At 67.0% G+C, this 24,259-nt stretch carries 21 protein-coding genes; 17 read left to right on the forward strand and 4 right to left on the reverse strand.

The features are described from left to right. Positions 1-34: 34 nt before the first annotated feature. The 7 genes from OHT21_RS28960 to OHT21_RS28990 all read left to right on the forward strand — a co-directional run bounded on the left by OHT21_RS28960 (position 35) and on the right by OHT21_RS28990 (position 9,234). Positions 35-4,612: an RHS repeat-associated core domain-containing protein gene (locus OHT21_RS28960; RefSeq protein WP_328771221.1), complete on the forward strand. Its 4,578-nt coding sequence runs from the start codon at positions 35-37 to the stop codon at positions 4,610-4,612. Positions 4,613-4,627: 15 nt separating this feature from the next. Continuing rightward, a complete protein-coding gene (locus OHT21_RS28965; protein WP_328771222.1) occupies positions 4,628-5,173 on the forward strand; it encodes a hypothetical protein in 546 nt (181 codons plus the stop codon). Positions 5,174-5,399: 226 nt separating this feature from the next. Further along, positions 5,400-5,819, forward strand: a complete 420-nt coding sequence (locus OHT21_RS28970) for a hypothetical protein (RefSeq protein WP_328771223.1) — start codon at positions 5,400-5,402, stop codon at positions 5,817-5,819. Positions 5,820-5,913: 94 nt separating this feature from the next. Further along, positions 5,914-6,417, forward strand: a complete 504-nt coding sequence (locus OHT21_RS28975; protein WP_328771224.1) for a barstar family protein — start codon at positions 5,914-5,916, stop codon at positions 6,415-6,417. Between the two features lie 181 nt (positions 6,418-6,598). Beyond that, positions 6,599-7,261, forward strand: a complete 663-nt coding sequence (locus tag OHT21_RS28980) for a hypothetical protein (RefSeq protein ID WP_328771225.1) — start codon at positions 6,599-6,601, stop codon at positions 7,259-7,261. A 282-nt stretch (positions 7,262-7,543) separates the two neighbouring features. Next, positions 7,544-8,203 carry a hypothetical protein gene (locus OHT21_RS28985; RefSeq protein WP_328771226.1) on the forward strand — a complete coding sequence of 220 codons (660 nt, stop codon included), beginning with the start codon at positions 7,544-7,546 and terminating at the stop codon, positions 8,201-8,203. Further along, a complete protein-coding gene (locus OHT21_RS28990; protein WP_328771227.1) occupies positions 8,191-9,234 on the forward strand; it encodes a hypothetical protein in 1,044 nt (347 codons plus the stop codon). The genes OHT21_RS28985 and OHT21_RS28990 overlap by 13 nt, the downstream gene beginning before the upstream one ends. Before the next feature lie 164 nt (positions 9,235-9,398). Here the strand turns inward: OHT21_RS28990 and OHT21_RS28995 are convergent, their stop codons facing one another. Then, positions 9,399-9,593, reverse strand: coding sequence for a DUF397 domain-containing protein (locus OHT21_RS28995; RefSeq protein WP_328771228.1), 195 nt, complete (start codon positions 9,591-9,593; stop codon positions 9,399-9,401). A 10-nt stretch (positions 9,594-9,603) separates the two neighbouring features. After that, positions 9,604-10,455: a helix-turn-helix domain-containing protein gene (locus tag OHT21_RS29000; protein WP_328771229.1), complete on the reverse strand. Its 852-nt coding sequence runs from the start codon at positions 10,453-10,455 to the stop codon at positions 9,604-9,606. A gap of 231 nt (positions 10,456-10,686) precedes the next feature. Between OHT21_RS29000 and OHT21_RS29005 the strand changes: the two genes are divergently transcribed. The 4 genes from OHT21_RS29005 to OHT21_RS29020 all read left to right on the forward strand — a co-directional run bounded on the left by OHT21_RS29005 (position 10,687) and on the right by OHT21_RS29020 (position 15,362). Continuing rightward, on the forward strand, positions 10,687-11,139 hold the full coding sequence (locus OHT21_RS29005; RefSeq protein WP_328771230.1) for an ATP-binding protein: 453 nt from the start codon (positions 10,687-10,689) through the stop codon (positions 11,137-11,139). A 213-nt stretch (positions 11,140-11,352) separates the two neighbouring features. Beyond that, positions 11,353-12,348 (forward strand): hypothetical protein, encoded by a 996-nt coding sequence (locus OHT21_RS29010; RefSeq protein ID WP_328771231.1) that lies wholly within the window; start codon positions 11,353-11,355, stop codon positions 12,346-12,348. Between the two features lie 336 nt (positions 12,349-12,684). Then, positions 12,685-14,067, forward strand: a complete 1,383-nt coding sequence (locus OHT21_RS29015) for a nitrate/nitrite transporter (protein ID WP_328771232.1) — start codon at positions 12,685-12,687, stop codon at positions 14,065-14,067. Positions 14,068-14,201: 134 nt separating this feature from the next. Then, positions 14,202-15,362 carry a uroporphyrinogen-III synthase gene (locus OHT21_RS29020; RefSeq protein ID WP_328771233.1) on the forward strand — a complete coding sequence of 387 codons (1,161 nt, stop codon included), beginning with the start codon at positions 14,202-14,204 and terminating at the stop codon, positions 15,360-15,362. 18 nt (positions 15,363-15,380) lie between these two features. Here OHT21_RS29020 and OHT21_RS29025 read toward each other — a convergent pair whose 3' ends face one another. Continuing rightward, complete coding sequence (locus tag OHT21_RS29025; RefSeq protein ID WP_328771234.1) at positions 15,381-15,776, reverse strand: type II toxin-antitoxin system VapC family toxin; 396 nt, start codon at positions 15,774-15,776, stop codon at positions 15,381-15,383. Then, entirely contained in the window at positions 15,773-16,012 is a 240-nt protein-coding gene (locus OHT21_RS29030) for a hypothetical protein (protein ID WP_328771235.1), read from the reverse strand. The genes OHT21_RS29025 and OHT21_RS29030 overlap by 4 nt, the downstream gene beginning before the upstream one ends. Positions 16,013-16,148: 136 nt before the next feature. On the opposite strand from OHT21_RS29030, the gene OHT21_RS29035 reads away from it, so the two are divergent. The 6 genes from OHT21_RS29035 (at position 16,149) to OHT21_RS29060 (ending at position 24,259) form a co-directional block, all read left to right on the forward strand. Next, positions 16,149-16,751 carry a CGNR zinc finger domain-containing protein gene (locus OHT21_RS29035; protein ID WP_328771236.1) on the forward strand — a complete coding sequence of 201 codons (603 nt, stop codon included), beginning with the start codon at positions 16,149-16,151 and terminating at the stop codon, positions 16,749-16,751. A gap of 1,001 nt (positions 16,752-17,752) precedes the next feature. Beyond that, a complete protein-coding gene (locus OHT21_RS29040; protein ID WP_010039908.1) occupies positions 17,753-18,274 on the forward strand; it encodes a sigma-70 family RNA polymerase sigma factor in 522 nt (173 codons plus the stop codon). 38 nt (positions 18,275-18,312) lie between these two features. Further along, complete coding sequence (locus tag OHT21_RS29045; RefSeq protein WP_328771237.1) at positions 18,313-19,092, forward strand: zf-HC2 domain-containing protein; 780 nt, start codon at positions 18,313-18,315, stop codon at positions 19,090-19,092. Between the two features lie 92 nt (positions 19,093-19,184). After that, on the forward strand, positions 19,185-21,728 hold the full coding sequence (locus tag OHT21_RS29050) for a HelD family protein (RefSeq protein WP_328771238.1): 2,544 nt from the start codon (positions 19,185-19,187) through the stop codon (positions 21,726-21,728). 419 nt (positions 21,729-22,147) lie between these two features. Further along, positions 22,148-23,581 (forward strand): NAD-dependent malic enzyme, encoded by a 1,434-nt coding sequence (locus OHT21_RS29055; protein ID WP_328771239.1) that lies wholly within the window; start codon positions 22,148-22,150, stop codon positions 23,579-23,581. Between the two features lie 396 nt (positions 23,582-23,977). Beyond that, positions 23,978-24,259 (forward strand): HU family DNA-binding protein, encoded by a 282-nt coding sequence (locus OHT21_RS29060; protein ID WP_054220032.1) that lies wholly within the window; start codon positions 23,978-23,980, stop codon positions 24,257-24,259.

The following is a 24,259-nucleotide window of genomic DNA, read 5'->3' on the forward strand; positions in this document are numbered from 1 at the left end:
CGACGTGGTGGGCTTTCGGCCGACGGACTGGCATGTGCTGGACCTGGACAAGGACCCGACGCCGGGGGACCCGGACCGGGTCAAGTCGCTGGCCCGGCAACTTCATGAGTTCGCCGACGACGTGCAGGACGCGCTGCGCCTGGTGAAGGGGATGGCGGACGAGGACGCCGTCCTGTCGATGGTGGGCAAGACCGCCGATGTCTTCCGCGATGAGTTCTCCGGGGTCCCGAAGAACCTGAAGAAGCTGAAGAAGTCGTATGACTTGGCCGGGGACGCTTTGGCGGCGTATTGGCCGAAGTTGGAACGTGCGCAGGCGCTGGCGGACAAGGCGCTGGTCAAGGGGCGCGAAGCGCAGGCGGACCTGGCCTCGGCCAAATCCCGTCTGTCGACGGCCGATTCGTGGGTGACGCGGGCGACCAAGGAGGCGGACAAGTACAAGGACGATCCCGGTTCGGCGGGCAAGGACGTCCCGAAGCCGGACGAGTCCAAGGTGCGCGCCGCGACCCGGGATGCGACCAACGCCAAGTCGGCGCAGACCGCGGCCCAGTCGGACGTCAGCGCCGCGCAGAGCGCGCTGGATGCGGCGAAGAAGATGGCCGCGGACGCCCGGCAGATGCGCGAGGAGGCGGCACGGGAGGCCAAGAACAAGCTGGAGGAGGCTTCTGAGGCGGGGATCCAGAACCGGGCCTGGTATGAGGAGGTGGGGGACTGGGTCTCGGACAACTGGGACACGATCGTCGCAGTGTGCAAGGTGGTCGTCGCGGTCCTGGGCATCATCGCGATGATCATCGGCGGGCCGATCCTGGGCGCGATAGTCCTGGTCGCCGCTCTCGTGGTCCTGGCCGACACCCTCAATAAGTATGCGAAAGGTCAGGCCTCTCTATGGGATGTGGGACTCGCTGCGCTGGACTGCATCCCAGGCATGAAGGGCCTGACGACTCTCGGCGGCCTCGCCAAAGGCCTCAAGTCCGCTGGCGCGATGGGCCTCAAGGGCATGACCAAGAGCCTGGGCGGCCTGGCCAAGAGCGCCAAGGGCATGATCGCCGACGGCAGCAAGGGTGCCTATAACCGGCTTAAGAACGTGGTCCGTTCCAAAGGCAGTGACCCGGTGGACATGGCCACCGGCGCAATGTTCCTGCCCCAGGTCGACATAATTCTGCCCGGCAACCTGCCGCTCACCTTCACGCGCCGAGTCGCTTCGGTCTACCGCACCGGATGGTGGTTTGGTCCGACTTGGTCCTCCACCATTGACCAGCGACTCGAAGCCGACGAGGACGGAGTCATCTTCGTAACCGAGGACGGCCTGCTGCTCGCCTACCCCCACCCGGTGGGCCCAGATATCCCCGTTCTCCCTGAGACGGGGCCGCGCTGGCCCCTGGTCCGTATGGACAACGGCGGCTACCGCATCGACGACCCGCTCACCGGCCACGCCCGCCACTTCGCCGAGCCCGCCGACGGGCTGGCTTTGCTGTCCCGCATCGTCGACCGCAACGACAACACGATCACCTTCGACTACGACGAGTACGGCACGCCGCTCGCCATCCGCCACTCCGGCGGCTACCACCTCCAGCTGGACGTTGACGAGGGCCGCGTCACCGCGCTGAGTCTCGCGAATGCGGCGGAGGACGGCGCCGACATCACGATCAAGCGTTACGGCTACACCGACGGCAACCTCACGGATGTCATCAACTCCTCTGATCTGCCTCTGAAATTCACCTACGACGAGCGCCTTCGCATAACGTCCTGGACCGACACCAACAACAGCCGCTACGCCTACACGTACGACGAGCACGATCGCTGCATCGCCGAAGGCGGCGAAGCCGGCCACATCACCGTCACTCTGGAATACGACGGCACTGACCCTGCCTGGCCCGGTTGCCGCATCACGACCCTCACCACTGCCGAAGGTGCCGCCACCCGCTTCGTCATCAACGACAACAGTCAAGTCATCGCCGAAATCGACCCGCTGGGCGGAATCCAGCGGACTGATTACGACGCTCATCACCATGTCGTTTCGCAGACGAACGAGCTCGGCCATACCACGCGACTGGTCCTTGATGAGCGCGGCCGCCCCACGGAAGTCGTTCGTCCGGACGGCGCAACGATGCACCTTGAGTACAACCACCTTGGTGGCGCCACGACCATCGTCACGCCGGACGGTGCTTGCTGGCGCAGGGAATACGACGAACACGGCAATTGCACGTCCATGACCGATCCCGCAGGGGCGATCACCCGGTTTGCGTATGACGCAGGGGGCCGTGTCACGAGCGTCGAGGACACTGTGGGCAATACCAGGACGGTGCGCTGCAATTCGGCAGGACTTCCGCTCGCGACCACCGACCCGCTGGGTGCAACGACCACCTGGGAGCGGGACGCATTCGGAAGAATCGTCACGTACACCGATCCACTGGGGCACACGACACGGCTAGCCTGGACAGTTGAAGGCCATCTCGTCACCCGCGTCACCTCCGACGGTGCCGTCGAGACTTGGTCATACGACGGTGAGGGCAATTGCACGAGTCACACCACGCCTACGGGTGCTATCACGCACTTCGAGTACACCCACTTCGACCTTCCTTCGGCGCGTATCGGCCCGGACGGATCGAGGTACGAATTCATCCACGATCAGAACCTCCGACTGGCCAAGGTCACCAACCCTCAGGGCCTGGCGTGGACTTATGAACACGATGCGGCTGGGCGACTGATCGCGGAGTGCGATTTCGACGACCGGGTTCTGAGCTACGCGTATGACGGCGCGGGTCGCATGATTGCGCGCACAAACGCAATTGGCGACACCACCTACTACGAATATGACGTCATTGGCGACTTGGTTCGGAAAATCAGTGGGGGTCAAGTCACAGAGTTCGCCTACGACCTCAACCGCAGGCTGGTCCAAGCGGCCGGCCCGGACACGTCAGTCACTCTGGAGTACGACCTCAGCGGATTCGTCACACGCGAGACGACCAATGGCCGACGCTTGATCTACCAGCGTGACCAGTTGGGGCGCCTCACCCATCGAACAACCCCCTCCGGGGCCACAACTGCGTGGACCTACGACGCCGTCGGTAACCGCGTGCAACTGGACGCATCGGGCCGCACCGTGCTCTTCGACCATGACTGGTCCGGTCTGGAGACCAGCCGCTCGATCGCTCCGAGTGTCACCCTCACGCATGCCTACGATGGTCTCGGTCGCCTCACAGCCCAGTCTCTGTCTGCCCCCGACGGCAACCACATGCTGCATCGCGCCTACACGTATGGCGAGGACGGCAACCTGGTCGGAACAGATGACCAGTCGTCCGGAAGCCGGAGATTCGAACTGGACCTCGCTAGCCGTGTGACCGCTGTCCATGCGCACAACTGGACAGAGCGCTACGCCTACGACGACATGGGCAATGTGGCCTACGCTTCCTGGCCCAACGGACATCCCGGTGCGGAGTCCACCGGACCGCGTGCTTACACCGGCACGCGAATCAGCCGTGCGGGCACCACCCGTTACGAGTACGACGCCTTGGGCCGCATAGTTCTGCGCCAGAAAAAGCGGCTGTCGCGCAAACCCGACACCTGGCGTTACACCTGGGATTCGGAAGACCGACTGACGTCGGTAACGACACCGGATGAAACTCTATGGCGCTATCACTATGATCCGCTGGGCCGTCGTATCGCCAAGCAGCGCATCGCTCCAGACGGCCGAACAGTTGTGGAGCACGTGGACTTCACTTGGGACGGCTTCACTCTGTGCGAGCAGACGACCCGAGAAGAGTCTTCTCCCCACCTTGTGACGTTGACGTGGGATCACGACGGCCTTCGTCCGGTCGCGCAGGCAGAACGCATCACCACGCCAGAAGCGACTCAAAAAGAAATCGACTCCCGATTCTTCTCTATCATTACGGATCTGATCGGGACACCGACAGAACTCATCGACGATGACGGTGGCGTCGTGTGGCACACACGAGCCACGCTCTGGGGAACAACTACATGGAATTCTGACGCCACGGCGTACACGCCTCTACGCTTCCCCGGCCAGTACCACGACCCGGAATCCGGTCTCCACTACAACTACTTTCGGCACTACGACCCCGAGACAGCCCGCTACCTGACCCCCGACCCCCTGGGGCTGGCACCGGCACCGAACCCGGTTACCTATGTTCACAACCCCCATACCGGGGTCGATCCGCTTGGGCTTAGCCCGTACTACAGCGAGATCGCGCCGAACGGGCAGCGTGGCCCCGCTTACGCAGTGGTCACTCCGCAGACTTTGGATGACGCAGCCAACGGGCTCATAGGAAGTTCGCCAGGCCGAGGCGCACGTCACGCCCCGCCAGGCTTCCAAGGCGGTGCGGCGGGTCATTCGCGGGGGCACTTGATCGGGCAGCAGTTTGGAGGCGATGGACGGGATATGCGGAACATCGTCACACAAGGATCCGCGCAGAACAACGGTCCGATTTCAGATGCCGAAGACCTTATTGCCCAGCACGTGAGATCGACGCAGAACACCGTCACCATGAGCGTAACTCCAGAATATGCCAACGGAGGAAACGTTCCCAGCCACATCCTCATCGAAGCTGTAGATGACTTCGGCTGGTCTTACAGCACGCGGCTTCCCAACATGTAGAAAGGCGTAAATCCGATGGCCGGAGTGAACTCGGCGGATGAGCTACGGAACCTCAAGGCGCTCTGCCCGCCTCCGCCAAACCTTGGCCCATCCCACCATGAGCGACCGGAGCGGACGGGCCGAAACATTCCTGGCAATCATGACGATCTGATCGCCGCGTACGGCACCGGTTGTTTCGACGAATTCTTGTGGGTATTCGCGAATGGTGCGGAGAATGCGAATCTTGATATCGATACAAGCACCCGTGTAATGCAGTCGATCCTTCATGGGAAGGCTGTGCCTGCTCTGCGTGAGGCCCTGAGCCACTACCGAACTTCCCCGGAAGAGCTGATCCAGTGGGGGGTTACAGATAATGGCGACTCGTTCCTGTGGATTCCCGTCGGCGATGCCGAGAGTTGGCCGACAGTTGTCGTTCAAGCCGGGCAGCTCGATTTTGTGATCTCGGACAAGAGCTCTACAGGTGTGATTCTTGGTCTTCTGGCAGGTGCGCTTCGCATTAGTTTCTTCCCCGAGGACTTCCCGAGCGATCAACCGGAGTTTTTGACAGATCCCTATGCGTAGACGAATCCCGCACCCCGGAGTCGCTCGGCTTGGCGCCGACGCCCAACCGCGTCGCCCGTCTCAGAGGAACCAGAACGCGGCCTGCCTTGTCGCCCTGCGCGAGGAAAGGGCAGGGCATTTGGCAAACCATCAATCAGATCTCGAAGCGGGGAAAAGAAATGTACTGCGTAAGCATATTGGGGCGCGCCTTGGCCCGTAATTTCTAGGGACTTGCGAGGCCTGTGAAGTGTCAGGACAGATCGTCCCCGGCCCGGAAGAGAGACTCGCTCGCGAGATCTTTGGGCTGCTGGGCGGTATTGAGCAGATCTCGCCCCGCCTGGAAGAACTCGAGGAACCGTCGGCGGTGCGGCGCATGCGCCGCATGGGCGCTGATCTGCAACTGGCTCGTTTCTTGCAGGCCCTGGTCACGGCCGCCATCGTCGAAGGAAGCGACGCACGACAGGGCGCAGAAAGGGTCGCCGAAGCTCTCAACCTTGCTGCCGCCTTCGTGGACGATGCGGGGCGGAGCACTGCTGAAGGCACGTTCAGGACGTGGCGGGTCACCTTCCTGCCGGGCATTCTCCGCCCCAAATCGAGCGCCCCGGAAAGCGGCAAAGCAGACTTCCTGGCTTACGCCCGGTTGATGGAAGACCTGCTGGACACCTGATGCATCCCACGTACGACGCGGGGGTTGCTCCTCTTGCTTAATTCGCAGGTGATCCAGAAATGGCCATTTTCGACATCACAGGAACCTCAGCCCCATGGGTAGCCTTCCCCAAGGGGTGGCCGAGGTCCATCGGCAATTGTCAAGGCTGGAGGCGTTGGGGGGGCGTGTCCAACACTTCGACTCTCGCGATCTGATGACTGAGCAGGGGGTCTACAGTTCGTTCGCGGAAGTCCTGCAATTCCCGGATTATTTCGGCAGAAACTGGGATGCCTTGGTGGACTGCTTGGACGACTTGTGTGGTGCGGTCACGGGAGGGGTCGGGATCGTGGGCGTCATCCATGATGCGGATTGGCTACTGGAGGCGGAACACTTCCCCCTGTTCATATCGGTCCTCTGTCAAGGGGCGGACCGTGCGAATTCGGCGGTAGACCTCGACGGATTCTCCTTAAACCGGCCTGCCATTGCCGAACACTTCATTCTTGAGTTCCGGGAATTCGATCGTGAGAAGGTCGCGCTCCGGGTTGGCCGGCCTGACCTGGCCCTCACCACAGGGGACGGGTTTATCGCGGCGGCTCTCAATCGCGAGGAATGGCATTGAAGCAAGTGGGTCGCGCCCGGAGCAGGGTGTGAGCAGGGGCCGCAATCCAGAGCCAGCCGCACATCCTCCATCGGACGGCGCCCTCGGCGAAGGGTGACGGGAAGGAACTCGGCGTAGGTGGCGGTCGATGTCGGTAGCGTTGCCTCGCCCATACGAACCCTCACCCCACCGGGAGTTGTCTGTGAACCGTCGGCCCACCATGCTCGCAGTGATCTCGCTGACGGCTGCTGCGGCCGTGTCGCTGTCCGCCTGCGGGAGCGACGAGAGCTCGGAGGACAGCAACGACAAGGTCGCGGGCGTCGACGCGGGGGGCGAGAAGTCGGCATCGCTGTCGCCGAGTGCGTCCGATTCCGCGGCGGCCGGCCGCCCGAAGATCGAGCTGCCGTCGGACCTCAAGTACTCCTTCGAGTGGGCGAAGACCGGCGACAAGGACAAGGACGCCGTCCTGGCCGATAGAGAGCAGTCCATCCAGGCGGTGGACCTGGCCATTGCCAACCAGGATCCGCTGGACGAGGCGTACCTCTACTACTACGAGGGTGAGGCTGCTGCCCAGACGGAGCAGTACGTCAAGGAGTACGTCAAGGCCAAGGCGCGTACCACCGGCACCTCTCGCTACTACAACGCGACCGTCGACGTGAGTGACGCAGCCAGCGCCTCGCTTGTGTACTGCGAAGACCAAAGCAAGGCGTTCGACATGTACTTGAAGCCGAAGAAGGTCAACAAGACGGGTGTCACCAAGAACAGCTATGTGCTCTACGCCCTCCAGTTGCGCAAGAACGACCAGGGCGTCTGGGCTGTCGAGAAGCTCGATTCGCAGAGGGGGAGTGCGAGGTGCCAGCCTTGAGGGGAACCGGGGCCTCCGTCTGTTACTGAGCTGTGGCCGCTTTGTTGAAGATCGAGCCGGGCGGGAAGGCCGCCATCCGACGGTTTGCACTGGCCAAGGCGGCAGTGGCTCCGCTTCCCGGAGATTACTCAATCTGAGGCTCGTGGCTGCCATTTGGTGGGCTTATGGGTGCTTTGGGGTTGGTGCCGAGTTGCTGTCGACGTAATTCGCTCTGGTGTCACCACCGTTGCATCGATAGCGTTACTCCGCTCATGTCAACCCTCGCCCCACCGGGAGTCGTTAGTGAAGCGCCGCCCCACCTTGCTCGCAGCGATCACGCTGACCGCCGCTGCGGCCTTGACGCTGTCCGCCTGCGGCGGCGACAGCGACAGTTCCAAGGACAACGACAAAATTGCGGGCGCTGACACCGGGGACTCATCGACCTCGGCGTCGCCGAGCGAGAACGCGACGGAGTCTGCCGAGCGGCCGAAGATCGAGCTGCCGTCGGACCTCAAGTACACGTTCGAGTGGTCGAAGACGGGTGACAAGGACAAGGATGCCGTCCTGTCCGACACCGAGCAGTCCATCAAGGCAGTGGACATGGCCATCGCCAACCAGGACGCGCTCGACAAGGCGTATCTCTTCTATTACGAAGGGGAGGCGGCTTTCGGGACACAGGAGTACATCCAGGGCTTTGTGGACGACAAGGTCCGGACTACCGGCGTCTACCGTTTCTACGAACCAGTCCTGAACGTCAACGACGACGGGACCGCCTCCTTCAGCTACTGCGAGGACCAGGGCAAGGCGTACGGCAAGTCCCTCAAGACGAACAAGGTTCAGAAGACCAAGGTCACTGCACAGAGTTACGTCATTTACCACACGTCGCTCAAGAAGAACGACAAGGGCGTGTGGGTGATTCAGAAGCTGGTATCTCAGCGGGGGAGTGACAAATGCCAGCCATAACACGCAAGTTGACGACTTGTTCGGCAGCGGTTGCCATCGGCACGCTCCTGCCCCTCCTTTTGCTTCCTGGAGCGGCACATGCTGACGAACCGGGTGGCGAAACCCAGATTCCGGCTGGGCCTGAGGGCCCGAAAGGCGACGCCGACGGCGATACCCTCTCCGCTGGCGTGGTGGTCTTCGACCGTTCAAAGAACGGCACGGGAGAGTCCGCAGGCCCCGTGACGACCACTGCGGCCAACTGGACCCCGCCCCCCTGCTGGTACGCGCCGAAGTACACGCCAGAGCAGCTCCAGAAGACCATGGAGCCGGTCTGGGAATCCGGTTCGACCGGCGGCCAGTGGGACTATGAACAGCGCAACCGATACGTCAACGGCGAGCCGTACAAGGACTTCAACAAGGACAAGACCGGCGAGGGCTATTTCTGGGACTCGTATGTCGACGAGGACTACCCGGACGGCTGGGACAAGTGCCAGGAGCCCCCGTTCTGGGTGGACGAGGGTGACCCGCCGCCGGCCAACATCGAGAACGCCGTTACTCCCGAGATCCTCGCAGAGCTCGCGTACAAGGAAATCCAGGTGCCCGGCACCGAGGTGACGCTGGCCCCCGAGGGGACGACCAAGGTCAATCTGCCGACCTGGGCCTGGCTGGATGGCGCCGACTTCAAGCCGGTCTCGGTCACTGCGTCCGTCCCGGTGCTGAACATCGAGGCGACCACGACCGCCGTGCCGGTCTCGCTGAAGATCGACCCGGGTACCGAGGATGCGGAGACCTATCCGGCCTCCGGCGAGTGCCAGATCAACAACGGCAGGATCGGCGAGCCGTACGCGAAGGGCAAGGCGGACGAGACCCCGCCGTGCGGCGTGAAGTACCTACGCTCCTCGGGCGACGGCTCGTATCCGCTCACGGCCACGGTCACGTGGGAGATTTCCTGGGTCGGCACAGGTGTCGCTGAGCCACAGCAGCTTCCGAACGGCGAGTTCGGGGCCGAGCAGGACGTGATCGTGCAGGAGATCCAGGCCGTCAACCGCTGACCGCGGCGACGGACATGCCGCGGAGAAGAACGCGGACGGTGTCTGGGAGCTCATGGAGATCAACTCGACGCGAGGGGCCGACAAGTGCCAGCCGTGAGTCTCGACCGTCGGGAATTGATGCGATGAAGGAGCGGGGCCTCCCGCTCCTTCATCGCATCAATCGTTCAGGTGGCGCGCGGCAAAGGTTGGGTCTTCAGGGTTCGTATCAGTTTGCGTAGGCGAGGACTGGTTGTTATGAGGGTGACCTCGGGTTCGTCGCTTTCGCGGAGGTGGATCGTGTCGGGGGAAGTGGCGGCGATGTAGAGGCAGTTGGCTGCTTCGGCGCTGTACGACGACTTTTGCCAGGTGAGTTCGGGCATGGCGGGCTCCTCAGAGGTCTTTTGCGATGCGCTGAATGAGGTCTCGGGACTTTGGCTCGGGGAGGGCCCGGGACTCCATGCGGTCCAGCACCGAGCGGTATCGCTCCAACTGTGCGTCGGCGTCGAGGAATTCGCAGCCGTGGTCTGTGTCCAGGACGATCGTGTCGAGTCCTGGCACGGGGCCGGCGGCGCAGGTGATGGGCTGGCCCGAGGCCGGGAATCCCGCTTCCCCGAAGGGGATTACCAAGATGGTGATTGTGGGTTGCTCGCTCATCTCCAGTAGATAGCCGAGTTGCCCTCGGCTGATCTCGGGGCCGCCGAAGCCCATACGCAGCGCCGCCTCGTGAACGATGGCCGTGTACGGGGTCGGGGTTCCCTCGAAGAGGACGGCTTGGCGCTTCACTCGGTGCGAGACGCGGTGCTCGATCTCGTACGACCGTAGCGGCGGAACCGCTTCGCGCATCACCGCTCGGGCGTGCTCAGTGGTCTGCAGCAGGCCGGGCATGTGGATGGTGACGGCCACGCGGAGTGCGGTCGCGTGGTGCTCCAGTTCGGCCAGGTCCAGTAGGTCGGAGGGGAGCGTGTCGCGGTACTCCTCCCACCAGCCGCGGGTCCGTCGGCCGGTCATCGTGGCGATGGCGTCGACGAGTTGATCGTCCCCGCAGTCGTACGAGCGTGCCAGGGCGCGGACGCGGTCGGCGCTGAGGGAGCTGCGGCCGGTCTCGATCATGCTGACGCGTCCCTGGTTGACGCTGAGCAGTGCGGCGGCGCCGGTGACGGTTAGGCCGGCTCGCTCGCGAAGTTTGCGCAGCTCGGCGCCCATTCGCCTCTGGCGCAGAGTCGGATTGCTGGTGGGCGGCAAGACGCCTCCTTCCGGGCCGCGTCGCGGCGCTGGGGTACCCCACACGAGGTAATCGGTGATGAATATCGCGATTACGGGAGATGTATCTCAAAGGGTCGCGCTAGCTTAAGACCGTACCGCCAACTGCCCCCGCCTATAAGCCGGAAGCGCACCACACCCGTGGCAATGACACCGCCCGGCGTCGCAGTTGTGCGAGATCAAGTCCCCCTCCTCTTCCTCTCGGAGGCACCCATGGTCACCGTAGCCCCGCCCAACACCTGGTCGTACGCCCTTCGTCTGCCCCATGACCCTCGCGCTGCACGCGTCGCACGTATGACCGTGCGGGCCGCGCTCAACGGACACGGCATGGCCGAAGTCCTCGATCCAGTCGAGTTGTTGACGTCCGAATTGGTCACCAACGCCTACCGGCACACCAAAGGGCCCGCCTCCCTGCGGCTGACCGCGCTGGGCGACGGGCGATTGCGAGTCGGCGTGTGGGACAGCAGTTCGCACATCCCCGCGCCCTTCGACAAGCCTCCCGGCGATCGCGTCCCGCCTGCCCCGGCGGATGCGGAAGGTGGGCGCGGGCTGCTCCTGGTGCGGGAGTACGCGAGTACGTGGGGCGGGTGGCCGCTCGGGGACGGGCTGCTTGGGCGCGGGGCCGGGAAGTTGCTGTGGTTTGAGGTGGGAGGGGGCGGGATGTAGCAGTCGATGGCCGTGTGATCTCGGCCGCCCGCTAGCCGTAGTGAATTTAGGCTAGCTGGATTCCGGCTGGCGGAGCCGTCGTGCGGGAGCCTGCCGCGCAGGCCCGGCAGCCTGCCCGTACCAGCCCCCGGCAGCCTGTGCCCCAACTCCCGTGCCCGATAGGGTCCCGAGTGCAAACAGTGGTCATCTGGCTATGTACGGGGAAGGGTTGGCGTGAGTCAGCGGCAGGTGCAGAAGATGTTTCGGCTTATGGCGGGTGGGGAGGCCGTTGAGCTCGGCAGCGCCATGGCTTCTGTGAAGAAGCTGGCTCGGCTTGCCTTCATCGCGGAGCAGTTCGGGTATCAGTACGCCGACGTGCGGCAGGGCGGGAACAACGGCCTGAGGATGCTCATCGTGCCCGATCCCAGTCCGCAGGCTCAGAATCGCGCCGCGCAGAACTGGGCCCAGTATCCGCAAGCCGGGGACGGGAAGTCGCTGCCGCCCTTCGTGCCTGATGCGCTGGAGTTGCTCAAGGCTCGGATCAACTTCGATCTCACCGGCAAGGTTGCCGAGAAGCGGATGGGGTTCGGGGCCATCGGGCTCACCGTTGGTATGGCCATCGGGGTCGCGCGGTCCAGTGGGGACGGGGTGTTCTTCGTCATCGGGACGTGGGTGCTTCTTGTGGCGATCCTCGGTGTCGGGTTCGTCGTCACGCGGAAGCGGAACGCCAAGTTCGCGGCGCGGTTGCAGGCCGCCGGGTTCGCGCCCGTTGCGGATGAGACGGGGCGGGTGCGGTATCTGCCTCCGGGGTCGCAGCTTCCGGGGCATGGGAATCCGTTCGCCGGCCAGCCGCAGATGCAGGGGCAAGGGCAGGGGCTGCCGGGGCAGGGCAATCCCTTCGCCGGTGAGCCGCCCGCCGGTCAGCCCTCCGCCCCCGGCCCCTACCAGCAGCGGCCCCATCAGCCCCACCAGCCGCAACAGCAGCCCTACTCACCACAGCAGCCCTACGCACCTCAGCAGCCCTACGCACCTCAGCAGCCGTACGCACCTCAGCAGCCGTACGCGGCTCCGCAGGCCCAAGCCCCCGCCCCCGGACCGTACGGCGGTCAACCGGGTCAGCCAGCTCAGCCGGGTCAGCCCGGCCAGCCGGCCCCCGGCCCCTACGCCCAGCCCCAGCCCTACGCCCAGCCGAACAACCCCTACGGCCAGCCCCAGCCCCCTCAGCACTAAACAGACGAGCATTGGACCGACGCCCCGCCCCACAAGGCGGGGCGTTCCTCTTGCTGAACGCGTTCACCCCCGAGCCACGTACCCTCCCTCAGTAACGCACTCAGCACCGTACGAACCCACCCGACGCACCCCGAAAACCCCCGAAGACACCCAGAACCCGCCCCGCCTCCCTTCCCGACCTCACCGCCACCCCCGCCGCCTCGTGAGAGCAAAGTTCCCGGGCGGTCACTCACAGGCACAGGCCGGAAACGCGCCATCCCTACCTTCGGGACTCATCACCCACGTACGGATCCCCACGTACGACACACCTGAGCACCGGAGAACCGTGGAGGCGTCATGACAGCCCCTAGTACAGCCCCCGCATCGAGCAGGGGAGGTCGCTGGATCGAGCACTGGGATCCGGAGGACGAGACCTTCTGGAAAGAGACCGGCGAGAAGGTCGCCCGGCGGAACCTTTGGTTCTCCGTGCTCTCGGAACACATCGGGTTCTCGATCTGGACCCTCTGGTCGGTGATGGTGCTCTTCATGGGCCCCGAGTACGGGCTCACCCCCGCCGACAAGTTCTTCCTCGTCGCCATGGGGACCCTGGTCGGCTCGATCGTGCGCGTGCCGTACACCTTCGCCGTCGCCCGCTTCGGCGGCCGCAACTGGACGATCTTCTCGGCGAGTGCGCTGCTCGCCCCGACCATCGCCGCGTACATCGTGATGGAGCCGGGCACCTCGTACTCCACGTTCATGGCCTGCGCGGTGCTCGCGGGCATCGGCGGTGGCAACTTCGCCTCCTCCATGACCAACATCAACAGCTTCTTCCCGCTGCGGAAGAAGGGCTGGGCGCTCGGTCTCAACGCGGGCGGCGGCAACATCGGCGTACCGGTGGTGCAGCTGGTCGGGCTCGCGGTCATCGGGGCGAGTGGCGGGCCGCGACTGCTGCTGGGCCTCTACATCCCGTTCATCATCATCTCCGCCGTCTGCGCCGCCGTCTTCATGAACAACATCTCGTCGGTGAAGAACGACACCGGCGCGGCCAAGGATGCCGTCAAGGACGCGCACACCTGGATCATGTCCTTCCTCTACATCGGCACCTTCGGCTCCTTCATCGGCTACAGCTTCGCGTTCGGCCTCGTGCTGCAGACGCAGTTCGGCCGTACGCCTCTGCAGGCGGCCTCGATCACCTTCATCGGCCCGCTGCTGGGCTCGCTGATCCGGCCCCTGGGCGGCTGGCTCGCCGACCGTTTCGGCGGCGCGAAGATCACCCTCTGGAACTTCGCGGCCATGATGGTGGCCACCGGCGCCATCGTCGCGGCCTCCATGGAGAAGTCGCTGCCGCTGTTCAGCGTGGCGTTCATCGCGCTGTTCGTCCTGACCGGGCTCGGCAACGGCTCGACGTACAAGATGATCCCCGGCATCTTCCAGACCAAGGCTGTCGCCATGGGGCTGGATGGTGAGGCGGCCGCCGCGTACGGGCGCCGCCTGTCCGGTGCCTCCATGGGTCTCATCGGGGCCGTGGGCGCGCTCGGTGGGCTCGGCATCAACCTCGCCTTCCGCCAGTCCTTCCTCTCCGCGGGCACCGGAACCGGCGCCTTCGTCGCCTTCCTCGCCTTCTACGCGGTCTGCTTCGTGGTCACCTGGGCCGTATACCTTCGCCGCCCGTCGGCCGCCAAGGGCGAGGCCACGGCGGCCGCCGAGGCAAAGCCGCAGCTCAGCTACGCGGAGGTGTGACGTAACACCACCGACATCAAGCGGAACCGAGCCTGTCACGAGCCGTTGACAGGCTCGGTCGACCGCTGATGTACGGCGGGTACGACCGGGACGACAGACCGGTGCGGGATGGAACGACATCGGGACGAGAGCTGATGCACGACGAACTGCAGCGACCAGACCGACACGAACACGGGCCCCTCGCGGGATTCACCGTCGGCGTGACGGCGGCCCGCCGTGCCGACGAACTCGGTGCCCTGCTCCAGCGGCGCGGTGCCGCCGTGCTGCACGCCCCGGCCCTGCGCATCGTGCCCCTCTCCGACGACAGCGAACTGCTCGCGGCGACCAAGGAACTCATCGACCAGGCGCCGGACGTCGTGGTCGCCACCACCGCGATCGGGTTCCGGGGGTGGATCGAGGCCGCCGACGGCTGGGGGCTCGGCGAGGCCCTGCTCGACCGGCTGCGCGGGGTCGAACTGCTCGCCCGCGGGCCCAAGGTCAAAGGGGCGGTACGGGCCCAGGGGCTCACCGAGGAGTGGTCCCCGTCCTCCGAGTCCATGGCCGAGGTGCTCGACCGGCTGCTGGAGGAAGGGGTCGACGGGCGGCGGATCGCGATCCAGTTGCACGGGGAGCCGTTGCCCGGCTTTGTCGAGGCGTTGCGGGACTCGGGCGCGGAGGTCGTGGGCGTGCCCGTCTACCGGTGGATGCCGCCGGAGGACATCGCGCCTGTCGACCGGTTGCTCGACGCCACGGTCAGTCGCGGGCTGGACGCGCTGACCTTCACCAGTGCGCCGGCGGCCGCCTCGCTGCTGGGGCGCGCCGAGGATCGCGGGCTGCTGCCCGAGCTGCTCGCCGCCCTTAACCATGACGTACTCGCGGCCTGCGTCGGGCCGGTCACCGCGCTGCCGTTGCAGGCGCGGGGCATCGACACCGTCCAGCCGGAGCGCTTCCGGCTCGGCCCCCTCGTACAGCTGCTGTGTCAGGAACTGCCTTCGCGGGCGCGTACGTTGCCGATCTCGGGGCATCGGGTGGAGATTCGCGGGCATGCGGTGCTGGTGGACGGGGAGCTGCGGCCCGTACCGCCGGCCGGGATGTCGCTGTTGCGGGCCTTGTCGCGGCGGCCGGGGTGGGTTGTGTCGCGGGCTGAGCTGCTGCGGGCGCTGCCGGGCGCTGGGCGGGATGAGCATGCCGTGGAGACGGCGATGGCTCGGTTGCGTACGGCGCTGGGGGCGCCGAAGTTGATCCAGACGGTGGTCAAGCGGGGGTATCGGCTTGCGCTTGATCCGGCGGCGGACTCGAAGTACGCGGACGTGTGAGGCTTCCTCGGCTTCGCTTCAGCCGATGACCTCGATCGTGCACCGGGCGGCGTTGCAGCGACTGAGCCGCGCGTCGCCGGTGACCAAAGGGCAGGAGAACGTCTCGGCCGCCGCGATGTAGGCGGCGTCGTAGCCGGACACGTTCTGACGCAGTTCCCACATCCGAGGCAGCAATCGCTGCACGTCGATGGTCTCCAACGAGACCGCCGCCAGGGCGGACACCGCCGCGTCGGCGCGCTCCTGGGTGATCTTCGTGCCCATCCGTCGTCCGCGGATCGCGTGGAAGGTCTCCGCGACGAGGTGCTCCGGTGCCGCCCAGTGGTTGTCCCGCATGAGCCGGGAGCGGGCGGCCTTGCCCGCGATGTCGTCATCGGTGAGAGCCATGGTCAGCACCGATGCGTCCACGACGATCACTGGATACGTTCCTCGCGCGCCGCTTCGATCTCCGCGACGGTCTCGGCCATCGTGCCGCGTGTGCCGTCAGTGCGGTTCTCGAAGGAGCGGAGCAGGGAGATGTTGTTCGCCCGCGCGGCCTCGTCCGTGACGAGGCGCAGAAGATACGCCTGGAGCGACTGGCCCAGCTGCTGGGCGCGGTCGGCCAGTATGTCGCGGACTTCGTCCGGCACGTCTCGGATCTGCAGAGCCACCATGCATGCATTGTGCATGCGTGAGCGTTGTCGTGCAACCGGGTGCGTGGGGTTCCGGCCGCGCTCGCGGGGAGGCACTGTAGGGGTACGGACCCTCACCGACCCTCTATGGCGGTAACCCCAAGGCGGTGACAGGAACATGGCACTGGGCACAGTCGCGGCCACGGTCTCGTACGAGCTGCGGTTCGACTCCGGGCGGATCTGTCTGGATCTGCTGGCGACCACGCATCCGGAAGAACGGTTCGACTCGGTCGAGCCGCTGCGGGCCTGGATCAGTGGATCGGGGCTTGTTCCGGCGGGTACGTCGCTGGCGGTGGCTGACGCTTCCTGGCTGGTGGGCTTTCGCGAACTGCGCGGCCATATCGGACAGTTGGTGCGCGCGGAGCCCTCGCGGGAGTCCCGGGCCTTCGGCATCGCGCTGGCCCGCGTCAATGAGCTTGCTCGGGCTGCGGCGCCGCCGGCTCCGCGTGCGGTGTGGGACGACGCAGGTTCTCTCGTACGGGCCCTCGATGGCGCCCCGTCGTGCGCCGCGCTCCTTGCTGCTGTGGCCCGCGATGCGGTGGAGTTGCTGACCGACCCCGTCGCCCGGGCGGGCATTCGGCAGTGCGAGGGGGACAGCTGTCCCATCGTGTACCTCGATACGTCGCGGGGGCGGCGGCGTCGGTGGTGTTCCAGTGAGACGTGTGGGAACCGGGAGCGGGTGGCTCGGCATCGGCGGCGCGCTGCGCTGGCTCGGGCGTGACGGTTTTTTTCCCCAGCCCCGCCCCTTCCCGAAACTGGGGGCTGCGCCCCAGGCCCCCCAACGGGGGATGGGGGTAGCCGGAACTTGGGCTGCGCCCCAGGCCCTCACATCGGGCTGCGGATGACGGACTGGGGGCTGTGCCCCCGAGCCCCCGCGACGGGGTGGGTGGCCGGGACTGGGGGCTGTGCCCCCGAGCCCCCACAGCGGGGTGGGTGGCCGGGACTGGGGGCTGTGCCCCCGAGCCCCCACAGCGGGGTGGGTGGCCGGGACTGGGGGTTGCGCCCCCGAGCCCCCACAGCGGGGTGGGTGGCCGGGACTGGGGGCTGTGCCCCCGAGCCCCCACAGCGGGGTGGGTGGCCGGGACTGGGGGCTGTGCCCCCGAGCCCCCACAGCGGAGTGGGTGACCGGGACTGGGGGCTGTGCCCCCGAGCCCCCACAGCGGGGTGGGTGACCGGGACTGGGGGTTGCGCCCCCGAGCCCCCATAAGGGGGTGACAGGTTGCGTCCCGGGGTGCGGCGCCGTTGTGGCTTGGCGCGCAGTTCCCCGCGCCCCTGACGGGGCGCGGCCGCAAGGGAGAGGGGGGATAGCCGGTCCGTCGCGGCTTGTCGCGCCCACGCGGCGGAGCCGCAAATTGGTACAGCCCCGCGCCCCTTACGGGGCGCTCCTGACGTAGCGCGATCTGCGCGGTCCCCTAAGTCCCCTTTGTTCCCCTCGACTTGGAGTGACATTGGCAACAACGCGTTTCCTCCTGTCGTCCTCGGGGCAGCGGTGCGATCTTGCCAGTGTGGCGGGAATGTAAAGGCCTAGTGTCGGGAATGCGGCGCCATGTCCGGGTGGTCCCTGAGGGTTGAAGAAACTTGGGTCACATCTTGAACAGGGTGGCGGCCGGCTGCGTACCCGGTGGAGAGCGACTGAACCGGGGGAACCCCCGGACACCGGAGGTAGGCGTGCGCAAGGATTCCGCCGTGGCCGATGAACGACCGCCGAGGGCCCGACATCGCATGTCCCAGCCCTCGGAGCCCGACGAGGAGCTGATGCGTGCGCTGTACAGGGAACACGCGGGGCCCCTTCTCGCCTATGTCCTGCGGCTGGTCGCGGGGGACCGGCAGCGCGCGGAGGACGTGGTGCAGGAGACCCTCATCCGCGCCTGGAAGAACGCCGGTCAGCTCAACCGAGCTACCGGTTCGGTACGCCCCTGGCTGGTGACGGTTGCCCGGCGCATCGTCATCGACGGCCACCGCAGCCGGCAGGCCCGGCCTCAGGAGGTGGACCCGTCGCCGCTGGAGGTCATCCCCGCGGAGGACGAGATCGACAAGGCGTTGTGGCTGATGACACTGTCGGACGCGCTGGACGACCTGACCCCTGCTCACCGGGAGGTCCTGGTCGAGACGTACTTCAAGGGACGTACCGTCAATGAGGCGGCCGAGACGCTGGGCATACCCAGCGGCACCGTGCGCTCCCGGGTGTTCTATGCCTTGCGTTCGATGAAGCTGGCGCTGGAAGAGCGTGGGGTGACGGCATGAGTACATACGGGGGATACGGAACGGGTACTCCTGGACCTATGCAAACTTCGCAGGGTCAGGGTGATGTGCACGAGACCGTGGGCGCATACGCCCTCGGCATCCTCGACGACGCCGAGGCCACCGCCTTCGAGGCGCACCTCGCGACCTGCGACTGGTGCGCGCAGCAACTGGACGAGCTCGCCGGCATGGAGCCGATGTTGGCCGCCCTCGCGGATCTGCCGGGTTCCGTGGGAACCCCGGCCATCGGTGAGTCGCTGTCCGCCAAGCCGAGCCCGCGCCTGGTCAACCGGCTGGTCGACGAGGTCGCGGAACGCCGTGCTCAGAAGCGGCGGCGCGGTATGTACATGGTCGCGGCGGCAGCGGCGCTGATCATCGGCGGCCCGGTCACCGCGATCGGGGTCACCGGCGACGGCGACAGCAACAACAACGTGGCGGCGGCACCGCACTCCACGAGCCCCGCCGAGGACTCCTTCTTCAACGACATGAAGGACAAGGTCTCCGCCACCGACCCGACCACCAAGGTCAGCGCAACCGTCGGCATGGAGACCAAGGGCTGGGGCACCCACGCGGTGCTGGAGCTCAAGAACCTCAAGGGCCCGGAGAAGTGCTCCCTCGTCGCCGTCGGCAAGAACGGCGACCGCGAGACGGTGAGTTCCTGGTCCGTTCCCAAATGGGGTTACGGCATCGAGAACAGCACCAACGAGAAGGCGCAGAAGCCGCTGTACGTGCATGGCGGCGCGGCCATGTCGCCGAACGAGATCGACCATTTCGAGGTCGTCACGTTCGAAGGCACGCGTCTCGTCCAGGTCGACGCTTGACGGAACTGAACGAACCGCGAGCGCGCACGTAGCCTCCGGGGTCCCCCTTCGCGTACGGTTGACGGCTGCCATGCACGTCAGAAGGGGGCCCGGTGGCCGCTCAGGTTCAGCAGGAAGCCGCGCTCGGTCCGGTCGGCACATCCGCCCATGACTCCGTACGGGACCGGGAGATCGGGGTCGAACAGGAACACCTGGACCGGGTCTACCGGCGCCTCGAGGAGAAGATCCACGAGGCGGAGTTCCTGATGAACGACGCGGCCAAGCGCGGTCAGGTCGGCACGCCGGGCGCGCTGGCCGAGCGTGACGCGCAGGTGTTCCGGGCGGGGATCCATCTGAACCGCCTGAACAACGAGTTCGAGGACTTCCTCTTCGGGCGGATCGACCTGCTGGCCGGCAAGGACGGCAAGAAGGGTCCCGACGGGGCGTACACGGCGGTCGAGCCCGCCGAGGGCGCCATACGGTCCGACAACACCGCCGACATCGCGGAAACGCTGCACATCGGGCGGATCGGCGTTCTCGACGCGGACTACTCCCCGCTGGTCATCGACTGGCGGGCGCCGGCCGCCGCGCCCTTCTACCGCTCGACGCCGGTCGATCCGGGGCGGGTCGTACGCCGCCGGGTCATCCGCTCCAAGGGCCGTCGCGTACTCGGCGTCGAGGACGACCTGATGCGGCCCGAACTGACCGCCTCCCTCGACGGGCACGAGCTGCCCGTCGTCGGCGACGGCGCCCTGATGGCCGCGCTCGGCCAGGCCCGCAGCCACACCATGCGGGACATCGTCGCCTCCATCCAGGCCGAGCAGGACCAGGTCATCCGGGCGCCCGCCGCCTCGGTGACGTACGTGGAGGGCGGCCCGGGCACCGGCAAGACGGCCGTCGCGCTGCACCGGGCCGCCTACCTGCTGTACCAGGACCGGCGGCGGTACGCGGGCGGCATCCTGATCGTCTCGCCGACCCCGCTGCTCGTCGCGTACACCGAGGGCGTCCTGCCGTCCCTCGGCGAGGAGGGGCAGGTCGCCATCCGCGCGGTCGGCTCCCTCGTCGACGGCGCGGAGGCCACGCTGTACGACTCTCCGGCGGTGGCCCGCGCCAAGGGCTCGTACCGGATGCTGAAGGTGCTGCGGAAGGCGGCGCGGGGGGCGCTGGAGGCGGCCGACGAGGTGGGCAGGGCCGGGCGCGCGGGCGGCAGGCGCGGCGACGCGTCCTCGCGCTCCGCGCGGAACGGCAACGGTGACAGCGGCGCAGCCTCGCGGGCGCGCGGCCACGGGCGCGCGGAACAGCTTGCTTTCGGCGACGACTCCGGCGATCGCGACTTCGGCGACGGCGACCTCGGCGACCGTGACTTCGGCGATCGTGACTTCGGGGACGACGGGCCGCAGGCCCCCGCCGTCTCCACCTCCCGCCTCCGCGTCGTCGCCTTCGGGCGCCGCCTCGAGCTGGAGGCCGAGGACCTCGACCGCATCCGGCGTACGGCTCTGTCCGGCACCGCGCCCGTGAACCTGTTGCGGCCCCGCGCCCGCAAGCTGCTGCTCGACGCCCTGTGGGAGCGCTCCGGCGCCGGATCCCGGCACACCGACCCGGAGCTGGCCGCCGAGCTTCGGTCGTCGTTCGACGAGGACGTCAGCTCGGAGGACGACTTCATCGCGTTCCTGGACGCCTGGTGGCCCGAGCTGACCCCGCGCGCCGTACTGGCCGCGATGGCCGACGAGAAGCGGCTCGGGCGGTGGGCCCGGCGGATCCTCAACCCCGGCGAGGTTCGCCGCGTCGCCCGCTCCCTGGGGCGCGACGGGCTCTCCGTACACGATGTGGCGATGCTCGACGAGCTCCAGGCGATCCTCGGCACACCGGCCCGCCCCCGCAAGAAGCGCGAGGCGGACCCGCTGGACCAGCTCACCGGCCTGGAGGAGCTGATGCCGGTCCGCGAGGAGTCACAGCGCGAGCGCGCCGAACGGCTGGCTCAGGAACGTACCGAGTACGCGCACGTCATCGTCGACGAGGCACAGGACCTCACCCCCATGCAGTGGCGCATGATCGGCCGCCGTGGCCGGCACGCCACCTGGACGGTCGTAGGCGACCCCGCCCAGTCCTCGTGGTCGGACCCGGACGAGGCCGCCGAAGCCCGCGACGAGGCCCTCGGCACCCGCCCGCGCCGCCGCTTCGAGCTCACGGTCAACTACCGCAACCCGGCCGAGATCGCCGAACTCGCCGCACGCGTACTTGCGCTGGCCATGCCCGGCTCGACGTCCCCGTCGGCGGTGCGCTCGACGGGCGTGGAGCCGCGCTTCAGCGTCCTACGGGACGGGCTCGCCCGGACCGTCCGGGAGGAGGCCGCGCGGCTGCTCGACCGGGTCGACGGCACGGTCGGCGTAGTCGTCGCGATGAACCGGCGCGCGGAAGCCGCCCGCTGGCTCGCCGGGCTCGGCGACCGCGTCGTGGCCCTCGGGAGCCTGGAGGCCAAGGGCCTCGAGTACGACGCGACCGTCGTCGTCTCGCCCGCGGAGATCGCCGACGAGTCCCCGGCCGGACTGCGCGTGCTGTACGTCGCCCTGACCCGCGCCACCCAGCAGCTCACCGTCGTCTCCCAGGACCGCGACGAGCCCGACGCGAACGGAGTCCCCGACCTCCTGCGCGACTGACCTCCCAGACTCAGGGGTGTCTCCGGGGTGCCTTCCTTCGCCCGGAGATGAACTCCCGGCCCGGAAATCAACTCGCGGGACGGGAATTGCCTTGCGGGGATCCTTTGTTACGGTGGATGAGGCACCGACCCGATCCAAGCCCCCGGGCCCAACCTTCGTCGCTTCGAGCGACCACTTGCCGCGAGGCGAGCATGGCGGGTCGGTGCCATTGTCTGTCCGAGAAGGGGTCCACGTCACCTAGTGACGTGGACCCCTTCTCTGTGTCCCAAGTGCGCCGGAATCTCCCTGGCACCCCGTGCCACCTGCGCGAACAAAACGTTCGCAACCCAGGGTGGCTACCGTGTACTCCGCGGTAGGTGCGACGATCGGACGGCATACACGCGACACAGCGAACACGGTGAAAGCAGAGGAAGTCGGCCATGGCAACGGCGCCCAGCGTCTCCTACTCGATGACGGTCCGGCTCGAGGTGCCCGCGAGCGGAACCGCCGTCTCGCACCTCACCTCGGCCGTAGAGTCCTCCGGAGGCTCGGTGACCGGCCTCGACGTCACGGCGTCCGGCCACGAGAAGCTCCGTATCGACGTCACCATCGCGGCCACGTCGACCTCGCACGCCGACGAGATCGTCGAGAAGCTGCGCGGCATCGAGGGCATCACGCTCGGCAAGGTCTCCGACCGTACGTTCCTGATGCACCTCGGCGGCAAGATCGAGATGGCGTCCAAACATCCCATCCGCAACCGTGACGACCTCTCGATGATCTACACGCCGGGTGTGGCCCGCGTCTGCATGGCCATCGCCGAGAACCCTGAGGACGCCCGCCGCCTCACCATCAAGCGCAACTCGGTCGCGGTCGTCACGGACGGTTCGGCCGTGCTCGGCCTCGGCAACATCGGGCCCAAGGCGGCCCTGCCCGTCATGGAGGGCAAGGCGGCCCTCTTCAAGCGCTTCGCCGGCATCGACGCCTGGCCGCTGTGCCTGGACACCCAGGACACGGACGCGATCGTCGAGATCGTCAAGGCCATCGCCCCGGGCTTCGCCGGGATCAACCTCGAGGACATCTCGGCTCCGCGCTGCTTCGAGATCGAGGCCCGCCTGCGCGAGGCCCTCGACATCCCGGTCTTCCACGACGACCAGCACGGCACCGCCATCGTCGTACTCGCCGCCCTGACGAACGCGCTGCGCGTCGCGGGCAAGGCGATCGGCGACATCCGCGTCGTCATGTCCGGCGCGGGCGCGGCCGGTACGGCCATCCTCAAGCTGCTGATCGCGGCGGGCGTCAAGCACGCCGTCGTCGCCGACATCCACGGTGTCGTACACGCGGGCCGCGAGGACCTGAGGCAGGCAGCCCCCGATTCGCCGCTGCGATGGATCGCCGACAACACCAACCCCGAAGGCGTCACGGGCACGTTGAAGGAAGCCGTGCGCGGATCTGACGTGTTCATCGGCGTATCGGCGCCCAATGTGCTGGACGGCGACGACGTGGCGGCGATGGCCGAGGGCGCGATCGTGTTCGCGCTCGCGAACCCGGACCCCGAGGTCGAACCGGCGATCGCCCGCCAGACGGCGGCGGTCGTGGCCACGGGCCGCTCCGACTTCCCGAACCAGATCAACAACGTGCTGGTCTTCCCCGGCGTCTTCCGCGGCCTCCTGGACGCCCAGTCCCGCACGGTCAACACGGAGATGATGCTGGCCGCCGCGACCGCCCTCGCGGACGTGGTGACCGAGGACGAGCTGAACGCGAACTACATCATCCCGAGCGTCTTCAACGACAAGGTCGCGGGCGCGGTCGCGGGCGCGGTGCGCAACGCGGCGAAGGCGGCGGGCGTGGCGGCCGCGGGCAGCGCGCCGGCCTGACGCCGCCCCGGCCGGCACGGTCTGACCGGCCGCGTCGTACGCTGTGATGGTCGCCACGGCGGCCCGGATACGGCGCGTCGTGGGACATGGTGTCCCTGGCCGCCCCTAGGGTGTCGGCCAGGCTCAGGCCTTGCAGGCCCTGCGATCTGCTGCCGGGAGCAGACGGAGCGTCACCTATTCGAGGGTGTGGCGCTTTTCGTGTGACTCCCAGGGGTGCCGGATTGGCTTTCCCGCCGCAGGTGGGGGCAGGATGCGTCTCTGGGCGCGAGGGTCTGGCTATGGACCCGGGTCCGGGGACCGACCGAGGACCCTGGCAGCATCGGCTCCGCTGGTGCTCATCATGCGGCTCCGCCGCGTGGCACGCCTCAACGGCAAGAAGAACACGGGAGTAACAACATGAACCGCAGTGAGCTGGTGGCCGCGCTGGCCGACCGCGCCGAGGTGACCCGCAAGGACGCCGACGCCGTTCTGGCCGCGTTCGCCGAGACCGTCGGCGAGATCGTCGCCAAGGGCGACGAGAAGGTCACCATCCCCGGCTTCCTGACCTTCGAGCGCACCCACCGTGCCGCTCGCACCGCGCGCAACCCGCAGACCGGCGACCCGATCCAGATCCCGGCCGGCTACAGCGTGAAGGTCTCCGCTGGAAGCAAGCTGAAGGAAGCCGCGAAGGGCCAGTAA

This window comes from Streptomyces sp. NBC_00286, from assembly GCF_036173125.1.
Taxonomy (GTDB): Bacteria; Actinomycetota; Actinomycetes; order Streptomycetales; family Streptomycetaceae; genus Streptomyces.

Coding starts and splice junctions, on each gene's coding strand:
- OHT21_RS28965 (WP_328771222.1), top strand. CDS start 4,628: ATGGCCGGAGTGAACTCGGCGGATGAGCTACGGAACCTCAAGGCGCTC.
- OHT21_RS28975 (WP_328771224.1), top strand. CDS start 5,914: ATGGGTAGCCTTCCCCAAGGGGTGGCCGAGGTCCATCGGCAATTGTCA.
- OHT21_RS28990 (WP_328771227.1), top strand. CDS start 8,191: ATGCCAGCCATAACACGCAAGTTGACGACTTGTTCGGCAGCGGTTGCC.
- OHT21_RS28995 (WP_328771228.1), bottom strand. CDS start 9,593: ATGCCCGAACTCACCTGGCAAAAGTCGTCGTACAGCGCCGAAGCAGCC.
- OHT21_RS29005 (WP_328771230.1), top strand. CDS start 10,687: ATGGTCACCGTAGCCCCGCCCAACACCTGGTCGTACGCCCTTCGTCTG.
- OHT21_RS29015 (WP_328771232.1), top strand. CDS start 12,685: ATGACAGCCCCTAGTACAGCCCCCGCATCGAGCAGGGGAGGTCGCTGG.
- OHT21_RS29020 (WP_328771233.1), top strand. CDS start 14,202: ATGCACGACGAACTGCAGCGACCAGACCGACACGAACACGGGCCCCTC.
- OHT21_RS29030 (WP_328771235.1), bottom strand. CDS start 16,012: ATGGTGGCTCTGCAGATCCGAGACGTGCCGGACGAAGTCCGCGACATA.
- OHT21_RS29035 (WP_328771236.1), top strand. CDS start 16,149: ATGGCACTGGGCACAGTCGCGGCCACGGTCTCGTACGAGCTGCGGTTC.
- OHT21_RS29040 (WP_010039908.1), top strand. CDS start 17,753: ATGTCCCAGCCCTCGGAGCCCGACGAGGAGCTGATGCGTGCGCTGTAC.
- OHT21_RS29045 (WP_328771237.1), top strand. CDS start 18,313: ATGCAAACTTCGCAGGGTCAGGGTGATGTGCACGAGACCGTGGGCGCA.
- OHT21_RS29055 (WP_328771239.1), top strand. CDS start 22,148: ATGGCAACGGCGCCCAGCGTCTCCTACTCGATGACGGTCCGGCTCGAG.
- OHT21_RS29060 (WP_054220032.1), top strand. CDS start 23,978: ATGAACCGCAGTGAGCTGGTGGCCGCGCTGGCCGACCGCGCCGAGGTG.